The following is an 18,208-nucleotide window of genomic DNA, read 5'->3' on the forward strand; positions in this document are numbered from 1 at the left end:
TTTGGAAAAAGTAAACAATAAAATCTTTTGTGAAGCTAATTAGCATGATGTTTTTGCTGAAAATATTTTTTAAAAAAGTGGTTGATTTATGGTTTTCTATCCTAATAATAGTATTAGCACAAGTATATTTATTATGTAATGTTGAATGGAGGATAAAATGAATTTTGACCAATATGTTAAAGGTGATTCCTTAATAATGAATACTAAAGGTACTGTAGTGGACATAGAAAGATTGGTAAGCTTTTTACAAAATAATACACACATTAAAAAGCTTTCTCTAGCCAGTTCAGATATTGGCGATGAAGGTGTAAGAGAATTAGCTAATGCTAATCTTATAAATCTTACTTCTCTCCATCTGGAATGGAATAAAATTGGTAATGAAGGTGCAAAAGCTTTAGCTAACGGCAATCTTACAAACCTTACTTCTCTCCATCTAAAATGGAATAGAATTGGTGATAAAGGTGCAAAGGCTTTAGCTAACGGCAATCTTACAAATCTTACTTCTCTTACTTTGGTAGGGAATGAAATTGGTTATATAGGTGCAAGAGCTTTAGCTAAGCTTTCAAATCTTACTTCGTTTACTTTGGTAGGGAATGAAATTGGTGTTAAAGGTGCAGAAGCTTTAGCTAAAGGCAATCTCACAAATCTTACTTTTCTTCATTTAGAATGTAATAAAATTGGTGATGAAGGTGCAAAGGCTTTAGCTAACGGCAATCTTACAAATCTTACTTCTCTTGCTTTAGGATGGAATGAAATTGGTTATATAGGTGTAAAAGCTTTAGCTAAAGGCAATCTTACAAACCTTACTTCTCTTCATTTGAAATTGAATACAATTGGCGCTGAAGGTGCAAAAGCTTTAGCTAACAGCAATCTTACAAATCTTACTTCTCTTCATTTGATGGTGAATGGAATTGATCATAGAGGTGCAAAAGCTTTAGCTAACGGCAATCTTACAAATCTTACTTCTCTTAGTTTGGTAGGGAATAAAATTGGTGATGAAGGTGCAGAAGCTTTAGCTAAAGGCAATCTTACAAATCTTACTTCTCTTCATTTGGAACGGAATAAAATTGGTTATATAGGTGCAACCGCTTTAAGGAAAGCATTAAAGAAGGGTAAGTTTCCAAATCTTGCTTCTCTTAGTTTGGTAGGGAATAAAATTGGTGATGAAGGTACAGAAGCTTTAACTAAGTGTACAAGTCTTACTTCTCTTCATTTAATAGAGAATAAAAAATGGGCAACTACGCCATCTAGAGATACTTTAAATAGAAGGTTTTCCTTAGAGCCAGTATCTATAGAATCTTTCAACAAATTTATACAAAGAGCAAAGCAGCAAGAGGCTGGTGCAGTTGTAGGTTATGATGAAGTTAGTAAAGAGAAGCAAAAGGATTTTAGCCAATATGTGAATGGCAACGCTTTAGTAGTATCAAGTGCTATAATCAATATAAACGAGCTAGTAAGCTTTCTACAAAGTAGAACAGACATTACAAAACTTAGTTTAAAAAGCGCAAGGGTTGGTGCTGAAGATGCAAGAGAATTAGCTAAGCTTACAAACCTTACTTCTCTTCATTTGGAACTTAATACAATTGGTGCCAAAGGTGCAAAAGCTTTAGCTAACGGCAATCTTACAAACCTTACTTCTTTTGATTTGAAATGGGATACAATTGGTGATAAAGGTGCAAAAGCTTTAGCTAACGGGAATCTTACAAATCTTACTTCTCTTAGTTTGATAGGGAATAGAATTGGTGCCAAAGGTGCAAAAGCTTTAGCCAAGGGCAATCTTACAAATCTTACTTCTCTTGATTTGAAATGGGATACAATTGGTGATAAAGGTGCAAAAGCTTTAGCTAACGGGAATCTTACAAATCTTACTTCGCTTAATTTAAAGGGTAGCAAGATTGGTGATAAAGGTGCAAAAGCCTTAAGTGAAGCATCAAAGAGTGGTAAGCTTCCAAATCTTACTTCTCTTGATTTTGGAATGACTCTTGACCAGCATGTTAGAGGTAATTCTTTAATCATAATAGGTACTAAAATAAATATAAGTAAATTGGTACGCTTTTTACAAAATAGAACAAATATTACTAAACTTAGTTTACAAGAGGTAAAAATCGATGATAAAAGCGCAAAGGAATCAGCTCATTTGATGAATAAAATTGGTGTTGAATGTGCAAAAGTTTTATCTAAGCTTCCAGATCTTGCTCCTTCTTATGTGGTAAGGAATAAAATTGGTGCTGAAGATCTGAAAAAATTAGCTAAGCTTCCAAATCTTACTTCTCTTCATTTGATAGGAAATGAAATTGATTATAAAGGTGTAAAAGCTTTAGCTAACGGCAATCTTACAAAGCTTACTTCTCTTAATTTAAGGGGTAGCAAAATTGGTGCTGAAGGTGCAAAAGCTTTAAGTGAAGCATTAAAAGATGGTAAGCTTCCAAATCTTACTTCTCTTGATTTGGGATGGAATGAAATTGGTGCTGAAGGTGCAAAAGCTTTAAGTGAAGCATTAAAAGATGGTAAGCTTCCAAATCTTACTTCTCTTGATTTGGGATGGAATGAAATTGGTGCTGAAGGTGCAAAAGCTTTAAGTGAAGCATTAAAAGATGGTAAGCTTCCAAATCTTACTTCTCTTGATTTGGGATGGAATGAAATTGGTGCTGAAGGTGCAAAAGCTTTAAGTGAAGCATTAAAAGATGGTAAGCTTCCAAATCTTACTTCTCTTGATTTGGGATGGAATGAAATTGGTGCTGAAGGTGTAAAAGCTTTAAGTGAAGCATTAAAAGATGGTAAGCTTTCAAATCTTACTTCTCTTGATTTGGAATGGAATGAAAAAATTAGTAAAGAGAAGCAAAAGGATTCTAATGTAGGTAAATGGGCTATTGTTAAGAGTACACTTTCTGGTATATCTACTGCTAAGCATTCTACAACGTTGCAGGCTTCATCCAAATGATTAAGTATACACAACAAGCTCTTCTTTGTAGTAATCCAGCATAACGCAGAATTGGCCTACTTTTGCCATATGGACTGCTGATCTTCTATGAAAACTCAAACATTGCAAAATAATAAAAATATTATGTTGAAATTAGCTTGACTCATGTTATATATTATATACAATATATTATTTATCTATACTAGGAGGGGAGTATGGTTGGGGTTAAAGAATCTGTGGAACATATCTTGCCAGTGGGTAATAAACAAACTAACGCACAAGAACTAAATTATGAATTAAATCCTGAGCAAGAGTATTTTTATAAATTAAATCTTGAGCAAGAGTATTTTGAAACAGATGAACTATTTGATGATGAATATGAGTTAATTAAATCAGAACATCTATCACAAGTTCTGTGTAATGATCCGTTAGAAACCTTAAGAAAGCGAGGATACTCAGAGAGTGAGATAGATGAAATATACAATCAGGGTGATTCTTGGTGGACTCAAACAGTCATTTCGCCATTTGAAAGTTATAATATGGTGCCACCATCTTTGATGGATAGTCGAGATTCATTACGTAAACAAGTGTGTGTTTGGTTTACTGAAGAACATAAACTTACAGAAAGTGAAGAGGAGTTAAACAAAGAGCTACTAAATATTTTAAAGTATCTAGACTGGTATGATGAAAGTGTTCCCTTTGATTATGATAATGGTGGTGTTTATGAGCTTGAAGAATTTTTAAAAAATAATAAAAGCAATCCGGATCTAAAAGTTGTTCTTAACCTTAAAAGAGGGGAATCTGATGCAACAGTACTGCATGCGGTTTCAGGGGCTCATATATATGAAGTGGGTCGCAATCAGGAAGATCAAGCTGTAAGTTTGCTCTTGGCAGCAGGAGCAGATCCCAACACAAAAAACATCGAAGGAGAGACGCCTTTGCACTATGCTGCTGCTAGTGGTAATAGTAAAGGTGTAAGCTCACTACTTCGGGGAGGTGCTAATCCAAATATATGTGATAGACAAGGAAAAACTCCACAACAGGTTGCAATTGATAATGGTCATTACAATGTGGCAGGGCTTCTTTTAACTAAAGAACAAGAGGAATTGAAACAAGAATTATGCAACATTTGGTTCAATCATTCAGATTTTTTTGCCTTAAATAAATTAAAAGAGCTTGTAAAAAAGTTTTTAGATGAACATAAGAGTAACCTAGACCTAAAAGTGGTATTAAATATTTGGGGAGCGTTATTTCTTAAATACGCTGATGATATTTGTTATTGTAACGCAGGTATTTCTGATGTTAATGAAGCTATTGGTGCAGAAATAAGAGACTTATTTTTGAAGGCAGGTGCATCATGTGATGTACCTCATTGCATAGCAGAGGAAAAACGTCCCCTCGTTTTATGGCACCATTTAATGCCAGATCAAAAGAAAAAATTAGATGATTTTTTAGACAGGGTATCTAAAGCTGAAGATATGGACAAACTAGAAAAAGTTGTAGATGAGGCAATCAGATCTGGAGTGCGGCTAAATTTTAACAAAGACTTTTCTCCAGAAGACCCTATTGCATGTAACTGGTATAGTTTCACAGATTATGTGATAAAAAGAATTGGTGAGTTAAATAAGTTAAAAAGGAATTCTGAAGTTGCTAGTGATATAGTGTATAATTTGGTATCAGCAGGGGCAGTATTGTATAATGAAAATAGTATTAATGTAATTAACGAACTGGAATTAGAATTTAAGTATCATAAAAATAATATCTTTGATGCTTATGCGAGCTACGTCGATAATGCTTATAAACTTGTTAAAATTGCAAGAAGTGCAGCCAATAATAAGCTGAATGATGTAAGAATGGATAACTCTGTTCTTTATTTGGAATATTCAAAAGATAGCACAATAAATGTTGCAATGATCACAGATAAAGTAAGAGATCTAGAGCTAAATCAGAAAGAGGTAGGATATAGAAGAAGTATAATAAAGATCGGAAAAAGCGAGGTGGATATTATAACAGAAAATGGTATAAGGAATTACACTAACCTTGCAGATAATAGTGATATAGTGTTAACTTTCCCTACCAGTCAGGGAGAGTTAGAAGTTAGATTATATCCTGATAAGCAAAATGAAGGTCAAATAAGGGTAGAAGTAAATAATCAAGATCTGCTAGAGCAATTAAAAAATTGTGGAGAAAAATTAGGTAAGAATTGTTTACTTGGTGGATATTCGGTTTATGATGCTATTGAGCAGGGGTATTTTAAAAGGTATGGAAAACCTAGTCAATCTCATAGTACATCTAAAACTTGGGCAGATAAAGTACAAGAATCAAGGAAAAGTCAGCGTGAGGAGATATTAAATTTATGAGCAAAAAATGAAGCGAAAGATATTGGCTTTGCTATTTCAAAAACATCTTGCTTTATTTTATTATTTTAGTAGTAGTATAATATTTTGGGAGGATTTATGCATAATGCAATAGAACAAAACAACCTTAGTAAGGTTAAAGAGCTTGTTAGAAATGGAGCAAGTATTCACACTAGAGATGTAAGTGGCAGAAAGCCTATGCATTCAGCTGCCAAGTTTGGTCGTAATAATATTATAGAGTTTTTGTTAAGCAAAAAAGTAAGTATTGATGATGTTAACAGTAATGACAGTACACCACTACACTTTGCTGCTGGATATGGTCAGTTAGATACTGTAAAGTTTCTTGTAGGCAAAGGAGCTAACATTAATTTTAAGAATAGCATTGGTGGCAGAAAACCTATACATGATGCTATCATTGGAGGTCATAAAAATATTGTGGAGTTCTTATTAAGCAAGGGAGTGAGTGTTAATGATGCTGATGAAATTGGTAGGACCACATTACACTATGCTGCATCCGAGAATAAATTAGAAGTGGCAAAATTTCTAATTGATAAAGGGGCTAATATTTATGCTAATAATACTTGTGGTCAAGAGCCTATACATCTTGCTGCTTACGCAGGGCGCGTAAATATTATAGATTTGTTCTTGAGTAAGGGAGTAAGCATTGAAAATACCGATAAAAATGGTTTAACCCCACTACACTATGCTGCTCGATTTGATCACTTAGATCTTACAAAATTTCTACTTAATAAAGGAGCTAATATTCATGCTAAAACCATTAAGGGTCAAAAACCTATACATCTTGCTGCCCGCGGAGGATACAAAACTGCTAATACTGCTAATATTGTAAAGTGCTTCTTAAGCAGCGGAGTAAGTATTAATGATACTGATACAAATGGGTTAACTCCGCTACATTATGCTGCTAAACATGCTGAATTGGAGGCTGTAAAACTGCTAATAGATGAAGGGGCTGATATTCATGCTCAAACTGTTGATGGTCAAAAGCCTATACATCTTGCCGCTCGCGGAGGAGGACGCACAACTCCTAATATTATAGAGCTATTCTTAAATAAGGGAGTAAGCATTAATGAAATTGATGCAAATGGTTTGACTCCGCTACACTATACTGCTGGTGTTGATGGGTATTTTAAAGAAATCACTGCAAGGTTTCTAATTAATAGAGGTGCCAATACTCAAGTTAAAGATAATAATGGCAAAACACCTTTAGATCTTGCTAGAGAAACTGGACGTATGGGAATTGCAAGTATGTTAAGTACTACAAAAGTGACGGATGTATCATTACACCAGCACTCTGGATCAAGTAAATTTCTCAGTAGAGTTTGAGAAGGATAACGGGAGAAAAACTTTATCTATTTAAAGTAGAAAATTATCATAAATTTTGTGTTAATTTAAAACTAATTAGTGTTAAAAATTTAAGTGATCTAGCTGTTTCTAATAACCACAATCAGCATACGCGAGAACAAGTTTTTTTGGGATGGGTTGGTCTACCAAGTGTGCCATACGAACTTTTATTTATAGTAATTTTACTACATTGCAAAGTCAGCTATATTAGCTTGTTTCAGCCATATTTACATACGAACTAATTTGCTTAGCTTTGTTGCAAAGATTTCAAACTTTTATTTTCATAACACCGCTTTTACGTAAAAAGTTCTCAAAAATATACGATCTTTTTTATGTTTTTTAAAAAGTAAACATTCAAGATTTTTATGGCGCTAATTTTTAGTATGTTTCTATACTAATCAATCTAAAGTGGCTATTAATAATCTTATATAAAATCTTGACTTTTTTATTAAAATATTTGATAATTAAAGTATATTATTATTTTTAATAGAAGAGCTTGATATGCCACAGTATAAAGATTTAACAGGAAAGCAAAAAGAATTATATGATAAGTTAAAGACTGCAATAGAAAAACAAGAGGATATTTTTTCTATTCTTAAAGACGTTTCAAAGCAGGATTTACAGCAAGTTCTTACTAATGCAAGTATAACTCAAAAGTTATCAAATGGTATAGAGTATAATCTAACACCCCTTGCCTATGCTATGAATTTCAATGATTTTGAGGAAATAATCAAAGTTATTTTAGATGTAGCTCAAGATAATAGTGTGTTAGAAGAAGTTTTTGTTGGTATAGAAGAATATGATCATACAAAACTTAAGAAGATTTTAGAAACATTAAAAAATCAAGAGCAGAATGAAGAGCAAAAAACTAAAATTGATGGTTGGCTAGAAATACTTACAAAGAACGTATCTAGTAGTCACAAAAGTGATAAACAGCCTTTAGCGCCCGAAAGTAGCATACCTAAAGCTGAAGAAAATATAGCTAATAATGAAGGTATGAAAGATACTTTTAAAATTGAAAGTAATATATCCAAAAGAGAGAATAGTGACAAATATCCTCAGAAAGACACAGTAAAAACTATTAATAGATCAATAATGATTGGTAGTGTTTATGGTTTTATAGCTGCATTAGTAGTTAGTGGTGGATGTTTTGCTGCCGGTGTTGAATTATCAATATTGGCTATAGCTGCAGTAGCTACGTTTTTAATAATAGAAACTATTGCTAGTGGTATTATATATTTAGTATTTAATCCTAGTGATAAGCTAGATAACCCTGACTCAGAAATAGCTAAACAGCAAGTGGTTCCAGAAGTTTGTTAACAAAAGCTTTACAGTCAAGCAGAAGGGAGGGTCATCTTTTACCTTCCTTTCGTGTTTTTTTGTATGGAATGCCTTGTTAAGTTAATAACTTAAGATAATTTCTAAAAAAGTTATTCCGATGCTTATGATTTTTGGAGTATGATGAATTTTTCTTCTGTAGTATTACACTGTTTAATCAATCAAGCTAGGAAACAATTGAAATAGATTTTTTATGGACAGAATTCTTTACGCTATTATAGCAATACTAATTAGATAATGGTGTATATTTACAGGTAAATTCAAATTCTTTAGGTTTATCTGTCTTTTCTAAGTGAATATAAAGTTCTTTATTCTCTGTAACGTTGTTCACACAGCAACAATTTTCAACTTCATACAGGTAATCCTTATGATGTGATTCCCAATTAAGTATTTGGCGTAGTGCTTTCACTTTAGCTTTCGATTCATTCTTTGCAATAACAAATACATTTTTATGCAACTCCGTAAATTTTTTACTATCGTAACCACCAAGGTTGACAAAATAAAGCTTTTCTTCAACGTGGGTAGGTTGTCTCGTTAAGGTAATATTATAATCTTCAGCACTTTCTAATATACCCCAAGCATCAATATGGAAACCTTTTTTTACACCCCACCATTTTGCTTTTACTTCTTCATAAGTATCTTCGATCTTTTCTGCTACTACAAAAAATATATCATGTAGCTCGATTAAAGAGGTTTCAGTTTTACCTCCAACATATATGACAAATATTTTCATGATACATGCCTCCTATCTTTTATTCTCTTTATCATACTAAGTCTGTTCATTAAAAAATCAACAAAAATTAAGAATTTTTAGATGATGAAGTAAAACAGGCATAGATTAGACTTCTTGCATAACTGAGGAAATAATACCAAAAGTAATATTAGTGAAGGTATGAAATTTGAACAAATAAGTAACCTAGATGAAGAGGAGTTTCGAAGATTAACAGAAGTAAAAAGAAAAACATTCGAAAAAATAACAGAAATTTTAATGGAGTAAGAAAAAGGCAAGAGGAGGAAAACCAAATAAACAATGCATGTTTGTTAATGGCGCTAGAATATTTGCGTGACATATTTCATATTGGTATGGAATAAGCTAAAGTGCCTGTTATCGGTTGGATTGAGGATACGTTAATAAAACATTTACACTTCTGGAAGAAAAAGAGCTATTAGATTCGAATGTAGAGTATCAGGTTATGGATAGTAGATGGAACAGAAATATCAATAGAGAGGCAAAAAAAAATTGGAATTATCCATATGAGTTATGAAAGAGGTCTAATATAAATTTATTGATTTATATATGTATTATAATACACTTTAATAGGTAGGTAAGTAATACACATATATATGAGTGAGGTTAAATTAAATAGTAAAGAGAATTCTAACGACTTAGTACATCAAAATCAAGGGCCATTAGTAATTAACTATTGGCAAGACAGAAGTGATGACAAAAAAATCCTTGAAGGTAAAGCGGAAAATACAGATGAATATGATATAAAAAATAAAAAGCTTGCTCAAGAATGCGCTGAATTTGTGTTGCAAGATCTAAACAATCATAATTTTAGTAACACGCACTCACAGTTAGAAGATGATCCATACCAAACAAAAGATGATAGTCAGCAAACCTTTTTCTTTGAAGAAAGTTCACTCTTAATTGAGCAAGAAGTAACTTTAATTGAAAATGAAAGGAAGCTGATTAGTGAGTTTTATAAAGAAATGCAAGATGCTAAAAGCAAAGCTAATACAAAAAGTGCTTTAGAATATATTAAATCCATAACGGATAAATATTTAGAGAGAGGGATAAGAATAAACTCATACTGTGATAATGATGGTGAGGTTATAGTAAATTTAATATTTAAAGAAATCGCAGGTGTTCTCGATAATATTGTATTTATAAATTCCCGCACTGTAGCTCCTGAAATGAAGCCCTATGATTCTTCTGACGATGATGAAGAAGATTACTACAACTTGGATATCATAAGAGAGATTGCTCATGGTTTATTACAAAAAGGAGGAAAAGTAAAAGAGAGCCTCTTTTATCATGATAGGATAAGATATTCGACCACTGCTTTTATAGATAACAATTCTTATAAACAATTTGATGAATATCTCATTGAACAGTATAAAGAAATGAAAAAAAAGTTAAAGGGTATAGCATATGAGTGTGTTGTAAACAAGAGCGAGCAAACTCAAGACAAATTAGAAGTAGAGATTGATAATATCTACTTTTATATAAGATATCCACAAACTAGTATAATTGAACCCATAAAAATCATAGCCAATCAAGAAATAATAGATCGAGGACTCAGAGTTCACATATTAAAAATAGGAAAAAGTACAGTAAAAATTGATAATAGAGGAGAAAAAAGAAATTATGTAGATCTTACAGAAGGTAGTGATGTGGTATTAACTTTCTATACTAGTTTGGGAGAATTAGAAGTTAGATTATATCCTCATGAAACAAATAAAAACTTGATAAGAGTAGAAGTGAGTGATGAAGATCTACTGGAGGACATAGAAAGTTATAATGAAGAAATAGGACAAAATTGCTTATTGGGAGGTTTATCAGTTATTGAAGCTATAAACCGAGGTTTTTTTGTTAGATCTGGTGGATTAATGCGTCCTGAAGTAATAAGCGAGTCTAACAACAAATGGACAGAACGTGAAGAGTTAAGAAGGACTTCTGATCCTAGGAGAGAAGTTTCTAGGTAGATTAATTTGCTAAAAAAGTTGAAGATTATTAGGGAGTGTTAAATAAACTGTGTCAAACCACATTTTAATTCAACTCAATTTTCAATCTATCAGGAAAGAAAATGTCGAGCTGGGACATAGTTAATACGTACAGCACTTTTCTTCCACCTTTTTTATAGCACAATATACCAGCTTGTACAAAGCATTTATACTGGTAAATGAGCCCTTGGTCTTGCCTAATTTGTCTATGCAACCCCTCAATTGGATTAGTGGTGTAAATTACTCTCCTCATTGGATCAGAATACTTGAAATAACTAGACAAATTTTCCCAGTTACTCTGCCACGATTTTATAACCGTAGGGCCCATTTTTCATCCAGTTCTAGTAGATAATTCTCAGCAATTTCCTTGCTTGGTGCTTGATATACCCTCTTCAAATCACTTAAAAAGCTCTTTGTATCTTTGCTAGCCACATACTTCAATGAATTGCGTATCTGATGCACTATACATTTCTGTATTAGGAAAGACGCTGTTTATAGCTGTAGGAAAACTTTTTAACACAGGCTATTAGAATATCTTCTACACCTCTTTCCTTGAGGTCGTTTAGCACACCTAACCAGAACTTCGCTTTCAGCCAAATAGAAGCCTAATACCTCTTTTCTGCCATTCTGATCTATGCCCAATATATTATACATGCACTTGCTTACACATCGTCCGTCCTCTTTTACTTTAAAGAACCATAAAAACTATCGGATAAACTGCCTGTAAAGGACGACTGCGCCATTCGTTAATCACTGGCAATAATTTATCAGTAATACTGGATATTTCAGCAACCGATACCTTATTGTCATAAATTTCTTCGACGTGTGACATTATGTCTCTATATCCCATACCGCTGGCAAACATGCTCAAGATCTTTGTTTCAAGTTCAGAATGCAGGCTTGTTTGTCTTTTTTTGACTATTTGTGGCTCAAAACTTCCTTCTCTATCTCTTGGTGTTAGCAGCTCGAATACTTGTTCGTAAAGTCTTTGAGTTTTTGCCGTTTCTGCGATTGTTTTCTTCGTTCCTATTATTTGATAGATGGCTCTCCATTTCACCTTCTAAACTTGCCTCTAGCAGCTTCTTTATCAATGGTACCATCTCTTCCGGTAAGTGGCCTACCTTCTCGTATAGATGACAGGATATTTGACTCTAACTCTTGATAATTTACTAACCCAACATAGTTATTTGCTATTTTTTCACTCATGTGTAAAACCTCCGTTTTTATATTAACTAAAATACATCATTTCTTGGTTTGACACAGTTTGTTTAACACTCCCGATTATTATTTAAATACAAACTACTATAATTTATAGATTAAGGAAATTGTACCAATGTCTTCTAAGAATACTCTTTTATATTGTTTTTAAGCTGGCTACAAAATGAGGATATGGAACATACAATTGGCTGAGCTGCCTTTTATACTCCAGGTTTACTATTAAAATATGCAGCTAAAATTGGATACATTTTCTATCACTGTTGTGTCCGATATGCTAAAATCTTCATCACTTATATTGATATTTTTACATAATTGATTTTGTAACATTTATTTGCTCTTCTATATCAATTTCAACATCTTTTTGTGTGGCCCTTTGTAGTAGCTCCTTTTGCAATAACCTTTTTTAATTTTCTGGTACATACTTTTTTCGATGTTTTTTCATATTGTTGTTTTTATAAACGTTACGACGCTGAGCCGTAAAATTTCTCCAATTGCTCACTCCACAGCATCGGTATTTCTCTCAAATCAACTAATTTCAAATCTCTTGGCTGTCTCCCATTTACTATGTCTTCTTTAATCTTTGGTGCTAAATAGTTCAACCTCAAAATTTGCTGTATACGTCTTGTACCTATATTAATTTTGGCACTCAGCTCCTTCACACTTTCGTATTTTCCCTCTTCTAGTTGCCGTTTCCACAAATGAGCTCTTACCACTGCTTTCAGTAGTACATTATTTGTTTTTCCTTCTGGCTCTACTACTGTACATTTGTTTCCTTTCTTTTTTATTGGTATAAATTCCACCTTATCCTCTGAACTCACTTCTATTCCATCTTCTTTTACCATTACTCCCTTTATTAATTTTTTCATTGCTTCTTTCTGTTCTCTGAAGCTTAAATTTTCTCCATCCCCATATAAGCATTCGGCTCTTTTCATCACTTCTTTTTCCACCTCTCCCGCTACTATAGTTCTGTTTATTGATTCACAACCTTTTCCCCTTAAATGGTTATTGCACACGTAATATCGGTACCTTTTATTTTCTTTTTTTGCATACGTTAGTGTCATATTTACACCACAGCTCTTGCACTTAATTATTCCCTTTAGCAACGCTTCCTCGTATTTCGCCTTTCTATATGGTTGATTCTTTATCAATTCTTGTGCTTTTTGCCATTTTTCCTCTTCTATTATCGCATCGTGCTTTCCCTCATACTCTTTCTCATAATGTCTGATTTTTCCCACATATATTGGATTTGTTACTATTCTCCTTACTGTCGCTTTTTTAAAGATATCTGATTTTGTTCTATAACCTTCTCTGTTTAACTCCCTTGCCAATTCTGCCATTGATCTCAGCTCCATATACCTCTCAAATATATGTTTCACCGTCTTTGCTTCTTTCTCATTTATTATTAATTCTTTATCTTTTACATCATATCCAAGCGGCAAAGTTCCTCCCATCCATAAACCTTGTTCCTTTGATGTTGCTATTTTATTTTTTACCCTTTCTACTATCATTTCTCTTTCTAGTTGTGCTGCTCCTGATAACACCGTTTGTACGAACTTTCCCATTGGCGTATTATTGTCAAATATCTGCGTTACTGCTATAAAATTTACTCTATGCCTTCTAAAAAATGATGTCACTTCTATACTATCTTTTGTTTCTCTTGAGAGCCTATCGAGCGTATATACCACTACACAGTCTATCTCTCCTCCTTTGACATCTTCAAATAATTCCTTTATCGCTGGTCTTTCTAAGTTCTTTCCTGAGAAACCTCCATCATCGTACCTTTTGGCCAATGCTACCCAGCCTTCTCTGCTCTTTATGTACTTTTCACATGCTACTCGCTGCGCATCTAAACTATTAAACTTTTGTTCTAGACCATCTTCATTTGATTTTCTTGTATATATCGCGCATCTTACCTCTTTCAGCATTCTTTCTCCTTATCTCTCATTCCAAATAGAAGCGGCCCGTTGTAGCTCATTCCCATTATTTTCCCTGCTACTGCTGACAATGACGTAAAAAATTCTTCTCTGTAGATTAAACCCTTATCTGTTACCATTACCGCATGCGTTTCTTCCCCTCTCTCTAATATTAGCTCTGTCCCTTCTACTGGTAATTTATCGCTACTTATTCTTTTTCCCTTCTCTAGCCGATCTGCCAGATACTCTAGTCTTTTTGTCCCCTTTCTTGACATTTCTCCATACGCTTCCTCCTGCATTCTATATGCTAGTCTCAGTATCAGATATTTCTTTGAATGTTTAGGTGCCTCTTCCCCAAATACCTTCTTCCACATTTTTCTCAGCTCACCCAAAGGTTTTCTCTCTAAATTCATTACTTTCTTTTCTATTTCTTTCTCCATATTTTTAGCCCTTCATAAATAGCTTTTCAATTCTGTCTATTTCTTTCTTCAATATTTCAGTGATCTCTTTACTGTTTTTCGCATAATCCATTGCTGTCATTCCAAATTTATCCGCTTGTTCTATTTCTCCTCCAGCCTTCACTAATTCTTTCACTATCTCTTTTTCGCCTATCATGCATGCAAGGTGCAGCGGTGTGCATTTATTTCCATATTCTTCCGCATTTACATTCCCTCCTGATTTTATCAATTCTCTCACGATTTCTAGACGTTTCTCCGTTACCGCTAGGTGCAGTGCTGTGTATCCTTTCACATCTGCTGCATTCACATTCACTCCTTTTTCAACTAACAACTTCACTGTTTTTGCGTCTACTGCATAATGCAGAGCTGTTCTTTCCTTCTTGTCTCTTTCATAAATATTTTCATATGAGTTCTCTAATAATTCTTTTGCTGACTTATTAAATTTGCCAAGCTTTAACATAATTTACCTCACCTTTTCTTTGACCTTTTTTTTAAGCTTTCCTTCTCACCACCTCATCTATCATTTCGTTTACTTGGCTCATTATCTCGCTTGCTAAATTTTTACATTCTTCCTTTATTAGTGACTTATCTTTCTTCCTTATTTCTCCTATCTCTATTATTTTTAGCTCTGGTAAATAACTCCCATTCAACATGTCTGCTATTTCTCCCACTAGCCTCTCTATTCCATAGCATGTCAGTTCTCTACTTTTTGTTACTCCACCTTTTTCTCTCAGAAATTTGCTCGCCTTTTCACTCTCTTTGCTATCACATAGACGATACTTTTCACTTTCCCAAATGTAATACATTGGTGTTGCACCATATTTATTCAGTTGATTAACCTCAGCTCCTGCTTTTACTAGCTCTTTTATTATTTCAACTCCTCCTATTTTGCATGCAGAGTGGAGTGGCGTACATCCAGTGACATATTGAGTGGCATTTACTTCTGCTCCTTCCCTTAGTAGCACTTTTACATTTTCTAAACTTTTTGCGAATACTGCACAGTGCAGAGGTGTATAACCATTTTTGTCTCTTGCATTAACCTCTGCTCCTTTTTTTATTAATAATCTCACTGTTTTGTAATCGGAGATTTCTACTGCTTGGTGCAAGATCGTCTCTCCTTCTTCATTTTTTTTATTAATGTTTTTAAACCCGTTATTTGATACTTCTTTAAAAAACTTACTCTTGCTAAACTTCATACTTACCTCACAAAATTAGCTTTTCCAGCGCCAGATAAATTTCTTATGTTTACCTGCTGCTATTCAAGTCATGTCCGTTTTAGCATGAGAAAGCAAGTCCTTTTCTTTTTATTTCATACACTTTTACCTATTATTAATATAATATATGAGGATCTAAATATAAGTACTTAACTTATTAGACATATTACTTGACTATTTTTCCAACTTCTGTGCAAATGTCTATGTTCGTGCCACTTCAGTACTCCTGGGTAAAATACTAAAATGTAATTTTCTAATTCGTGTATTGAGTCTTTTTGCTCTGAATCCAAATCATTTTTATAGTAAACGTTGTGTTCTGCCAAACCATATTTTGTAATCTTCTGATCTGTATAGTTTTCTATTTTGTAGTGGTGAGTAACGCTAAACCTTTCTAAAATTGGCTTGTGTTTTAAATTCCAACGTTGCCCTGAAAGTTTATCGTTTCCCAATACAAATTTATTTCCTTCTTCTTCTATTCTACCAACTGGAAAACAGCTATTTATTTCTCCTAATTTCCAGCTATCTGACAGTACAATCTGCGCTTTTGCAAATTTAATCGATGGTAATAAGCTTTGAGTTAGAGGATACAGGGCTTTTAAGTTATACCACTGATGACTTCTTTCATAAATGCCTTTGTAATCCTTTGTGTGAGGCTCTGTTTCCCCAAGCACTGCTACATTCAACCGATATATGTCATTACTAAATGCTTGTTCATAATGCTCTCTTAAATAGTTGTCTACAATCTCTACTAACGGACCTCTAGAACTGAAAAAATTTATTCTTCCAAACGATAACACTGGCCCATTTTTTTCAACTTTTATACCAGAGTAGTCTGATAACAAACTTCCAAATAAACTTTCATCTAAAATAAACCTATCAACGTTATAGTGATCATTGAAAATCCTCATTAGCCGCGATCTTGCTGGTAACGATAGTTTTGCAAGTTCTACTACTGCATCCACAAAAAAGTTATTTGGAACATCCCTTATCCCTATCTGCAGTTCAAAAAAATGTTTTCCAGGTGGCTCCTCAATGATTGTAATATCTTCTATATTTGCCCACTTTAGTGCTATTTTGAGTGATTCTGGGGTTCCTCTTAAACGCCGAAATTCTACCCCTTCTTTTATCGCTCTTCTTTTGTCTTTTGCCCAGCGTAGAATTTCTTCTAGGCCATATTCTTCGATTAACCAAGGTAATATTCTTTCTTCTAATCTAAATTTAAACCCTCTTATCCTGATTGGATCAACCCTATAATCTGTTGCATCTACTAGCGCTTTTTCTTGTTTTGTTGCATTTGGTGGCAGTAACATTAATTCAACTCAATCTTTAAATTTCTTAAGGCAGCACACTCATTCCCCAATACTACAACATCCTCTTTTGGCTCGATTAATTCTACGTTTTCTACACCATCTACAAATAAATTGGCTATTATCCATGATCTTGTAACATTCCATCCCAGCCTTCTATTTGCTTCAAACTTCTCAATAAACTGCTTCTTGATTTCCTCCTTCGATATTACAGGACTTATGCTCATTCTGCTGTGAATATCTATTTCCGTAATATTGCAACCAATTACTGTTATCGTATCTGTTAAAACCCTTATATCATCTCTAGTAACCTGCTTTTTTACAATTTCTAGTAGCTCTTCTGACACTATGCCAGTTGTGGATAATTGTGTTGATAAGATTGAAATTTGTACTTTCCCTGGTATAGTTGATTCCACTAGTGCATCTTTTACTCTACTATCTGCTGACAGTGCATGATATCGATAGTGTTCTTTGCTTCCACACGTGCTTGAGCCCACTATTTTTGCTTTTACCCTCTTTCTAAATCTTTCGTCCTCTTCTTCTTTTTGTCTTTCCACTCCATAAAACTCAGCCAAATTATCAAGATCTTCTCCCGTTGCAAATTTCAGTAAATTACCCTTTACAGCTTCGTTTATCCTTTGTCTGAGTAAAAGTTCTCGCCATGCTGCTACCTCCAGAATCTTTATCGCTGGATCACTTTCAACTAATGCTGTAAAACTTGCGTCACGCTTCACCAATTCTTCCCTCATCCGAGACAGAATTTCTTCGAAGTTCAGTGGCTCAATAATGTTAGGCTGCTCCATCTTTATACCACAACTCCATCAAAGCGAATATTTTTTCCACTTGGTAAGTACAATCCTTCTAGGTCAAACGTTACTTTTCCTTCTTTCACTTCTGTTATTTTTACTTTTTCTAACTTAAATCTTTTTTCCCATTTTTCCAGTGCTTCTGCTGTTGCTGCATAGATTTCCAAAGTTAAATCTCTATTTATTGGCTTATCTACTAATTCAAATAATCTTGACCCATAATCTCTCCTCATTACTCTGCTATTAATAGGGGTAGTTAAAATATCTACGACAGATTGCTTTAAGTGCTCTATTCCTTCCAATTCCTTTCCCGTGCTAGCATTCATGCCTCTCATTCTGCAAATACATTTTTGCTAACACCTATCACTTTAAAACTACACGATACCAAGTCTCCTGTTCTTGTTACTCCCATACCGTTCACAAATACGCTGTTTGACCCTTGCGTTAGTGTCTCCCCTATAGTCAAGATATCACCCCTACGACACACAGATCTACTATTTACAAATACGTCTTCACTTCCACTCATACAAACATGAACCGGTATTCCTGTACAATTATCCCCTACACAAACGATTGCTTTACCCATAT

Annotated in this window: 16 protein-coding genes and 1 pseudogene; 5 read left to right on the plus strand and 12 right to left on the minus strand. The window is 33.8% G+C overall.

The window, feature by feature from the left end; translation table 11 throughout:
* The first annotated feature begins 157 nt into the window (after nucleotides 1–157).
* The 4 genes from ABWU65_RS01005 to ABWU65_RS01020 all read left to right on the plus strand — a co-directional run bounded on the left by ABWU65_RS01005 (nucleotide 158) and on the right by ABWU65_RS01020 (nucleotide 7,959).
* Nucleotides 158–2,941: a hypothetical protein gene (locus ABWU65_RS01005; RefSeq protein ID WP_353280002.1), complete on the plus strand. Its 2,784-nt coding sequence runs from the start codon at nucleotides 158–160 to the stop codon at nucleotides 2,939–2,941.
* A gap of 194 nt (nucleotides 2,942–3,135) precedes the next feature.
* Nucleotides 3,136–5,280, plus strand: coding sequence for an ankyrin repeat domain-containing protein (locus ABWU65_RS01010; RefSeq protein ID WP_353280003.1), 2,145 nt, complete (start codon nucleotides 3,136–3,138; stop codon nucleotides 5,278–5,280).
* 96 nt (nucleotides 5,281–5,376) lie between these two features.
* Nucleotides 5,377–6,621 (plus strand): ankyrin repeat domain-containing protein, encoded by a 1,245-nt coding sequence (locus tag ABWU65_RS01015; RefSeq protein ID WP_353280004.1) that lies wholly within the window; start codon nucleotides 5,377–5,379, stop codon nucleotides 6,619–6,621.
* A 519-nt stretch (nucleotides 6,622–7,140) separates the two neighbouring features.
* The gene (locus tag ABWU65_RS01020) at nucleotides 7,141–7,959 is read left to right on the plus strand and encodes a hypothetical protein (RefSeq protein ID WP_019236487.1); all 819 of its coding nucleotides are present in this window, start codon (nucleotides 7,141–7,143) and stop codon (nucleotides 7,957–7,959) included.
* A gap of 244 nt (nucleotides 7,960–8,203) precedes the next feature.
* Here ABWU65_RS01020 and ABWU65_RS01025 read toward each other — a convergent pair whose 3' ends face one another.
* The gene (locus ABWU65_RS01025; protein ID WP_019236488.1) at nucleotides 8,204–8,710 is read right to left on the minus strand and encodes a DUF1543 domain-containing protein; all 507 of its coding nucleotides are present in this window, start codon (nucleotides 8,708–8,710) and stop codon (nucleotides 8,204–8,206) included.
* Between the two features lie 611 nt (nucleotides 8,711–9,321).
* Here ABWU65_RS01025 and ABWU65_RS01030 point away from each other — a divergent pair.
* Nucleotides 9,322–10,686, plus strand: a complete 1,365-nt coding sequence (locus ABWU65_RS01030) for a hypothetical protein (protein ID WP_019236490.1) — start codon at nucleotides 9,322–9,324, stop codon at nucleotides 10,684–10,686.
* A 64-nt stretch (nucleotides 10,687–10,750) separates the two neighbouring features.
* Here the strand turns inward: ABWU65_RS01030 and ABWU65_RS01035 are convergent.
* The 11 genes and pseudogenes from ABWU65_RS01035 to ABWU65_RS01085 all read right to left on the minus strand — a co-directional run bounded on the left by ABWU65_RS01035 (nucleotide 10,751) and on the right by ABWU65_RS01085 (nucleotide 18,206).
* Nucleotides 10,751–11,358, minus strand: a pseudogene (locus tag ABWU65_RS01035) (transposase).
* A gap of 34 nt (nucleotides 11,359–11,392) precedes the next feature.
* On the minus strand, nucleotides 11,393–11,761 hold the full coding sequence (locus tag ABWU65_RS01040) for a transposase (RefSeq protein WP_350224514.1): 369 nt from the start codon (nucleotides 11,759–11,761) through the stop codon (nucleotides 11,393–11,395).
* Nucleotides 11,758–11,910, minus strand: a complete 153-nt coding sequence (locus ABWU65_RS01045) for a hypothetical protein (RefSeq protein WP_019236491.1) — start codon at nucleotides 11,908–11,910, stop codon at nucleotides 11,758–11,760. Before ABWU65_RS01045 ends, ABWU65_RS01040 begins: the two co-directional genes overlap by 4 nt.
* A 473-nt stretch (nucleotides 11,911–12,383) precedes the next feature.
* A complete protein-coding gene (locus ABWU65_RS01050; protein ID WP_264377332.1) occupies nucleotides 12,384–13,847 on the minus strand; it encodes a recombinase family protein in 1,464 nt (487 codons plus the stop codon).
* A complete protein-coding gene (locus ABWU65_RS01055) occupies nucleotides 13,841–14,275 on the minus strand; it encodes a DUF2924 domain-containing protein (RefSeq protein WP_264685592.1) in 435 nt (144 codons plus the stop codon). The genes ABWU65_RS01050 and ABWU65_RS01055 overlap by 7 nt, the downstream gene beginning before the upstream one ends.
* A 4-nt stretch (nucleotides 14,276–14,279) precedes the next feature.
* The gene (locus ABWU65_RS01060; RefSeq protein WP_353280112.1) at nucleotides 14,280–14,753 is read right to left on the minus strand and encodes an ankyrin repeat domain-containing protein; all 474 of its coding nucleotides are present in this window, start codon (nucleotides 14,751–14,753) and stop codon (nucleotides 14,280–14,282) included.
* Nucleotides 14,754–14,784: 31 nt separating this feature from the next.
* Nucleotides 14,785–15,489 carry an ankyrin repeat domain-containing protein gene (locus ABWU65_RS01065; protein WP_019236495.1) on the minus strand — a complete coding sequence of 235 codons (705 nt, stop codon included), beginning with the start codon at nucleotides 15,487–15,489 and terminating at the stop codon, nucleotides 14,785–14,787.
* 167 nt (nucleotides 15,490–15,656) lie between these two features.
* Nucleotides 15,657–16,817: a phage tail protein gene (locus tag ABWU65_RS01070; protein ID WP_019236496.1), complete on the minus strand. Its 1,161-nt coding sequence runs from the start codon at nucleotides 16,815–16,817 to the stop codon at nucleotides 15,657–15,659.
* A complete protein-coding gene (locus ABWU65_RS01075) occupies nucleotides 16,817–17,617 on the minus strand; it encodes a baseplate J/gp47 family protein (protein WP_019236497.1) in 801 nt (266 codons plus the stop codon). Before ABWU65_RS01075 ends, ABWU65_RS01070 begins: the two co-directional genes overlap by 1 nt.
* 2 nt (nucleotides 17,618–17,619) lie before the next feature.
* On the minus strand, nucleotides 17,620–17,955 hold the full coding sequence (locus ABWU65_RS01080) for a GPW/gp25 family protein (protein ID WP_264377328.1): 336 nt from the start codon (nucleotides 17,953–17,955) through the stop codon (nucleotides 17,620–17,622).
* Nucleotides 17,952–18,206 (minus strand): PAAR domain-containing protein, encoded by a 255-nt coding sequence (locus ABWU65_RS01085; protein WP_015587734.1) that lies wholly within the window; start codon nucleotides 18,204–18,206, stop codon nucleotides 17,952–17,954. The genes ABWU65_RS01080 and ABWU65_RS01085 overlap by 4 nt, the downstream gene beginning before the upstream one ends.
* Nucleotides 18,207–18,208 lie beyond the last annotated feature (2 nt).

The organism is Wolbachia endosymbiont (group B) of Silvanus unidentatus (assembly GCF_964028615.1).
GTDB lineage: Bacteria > Pseudomonadota > Alphaproteobacteria > Rickettsiales > Anaplasmataceae > Wolbachia.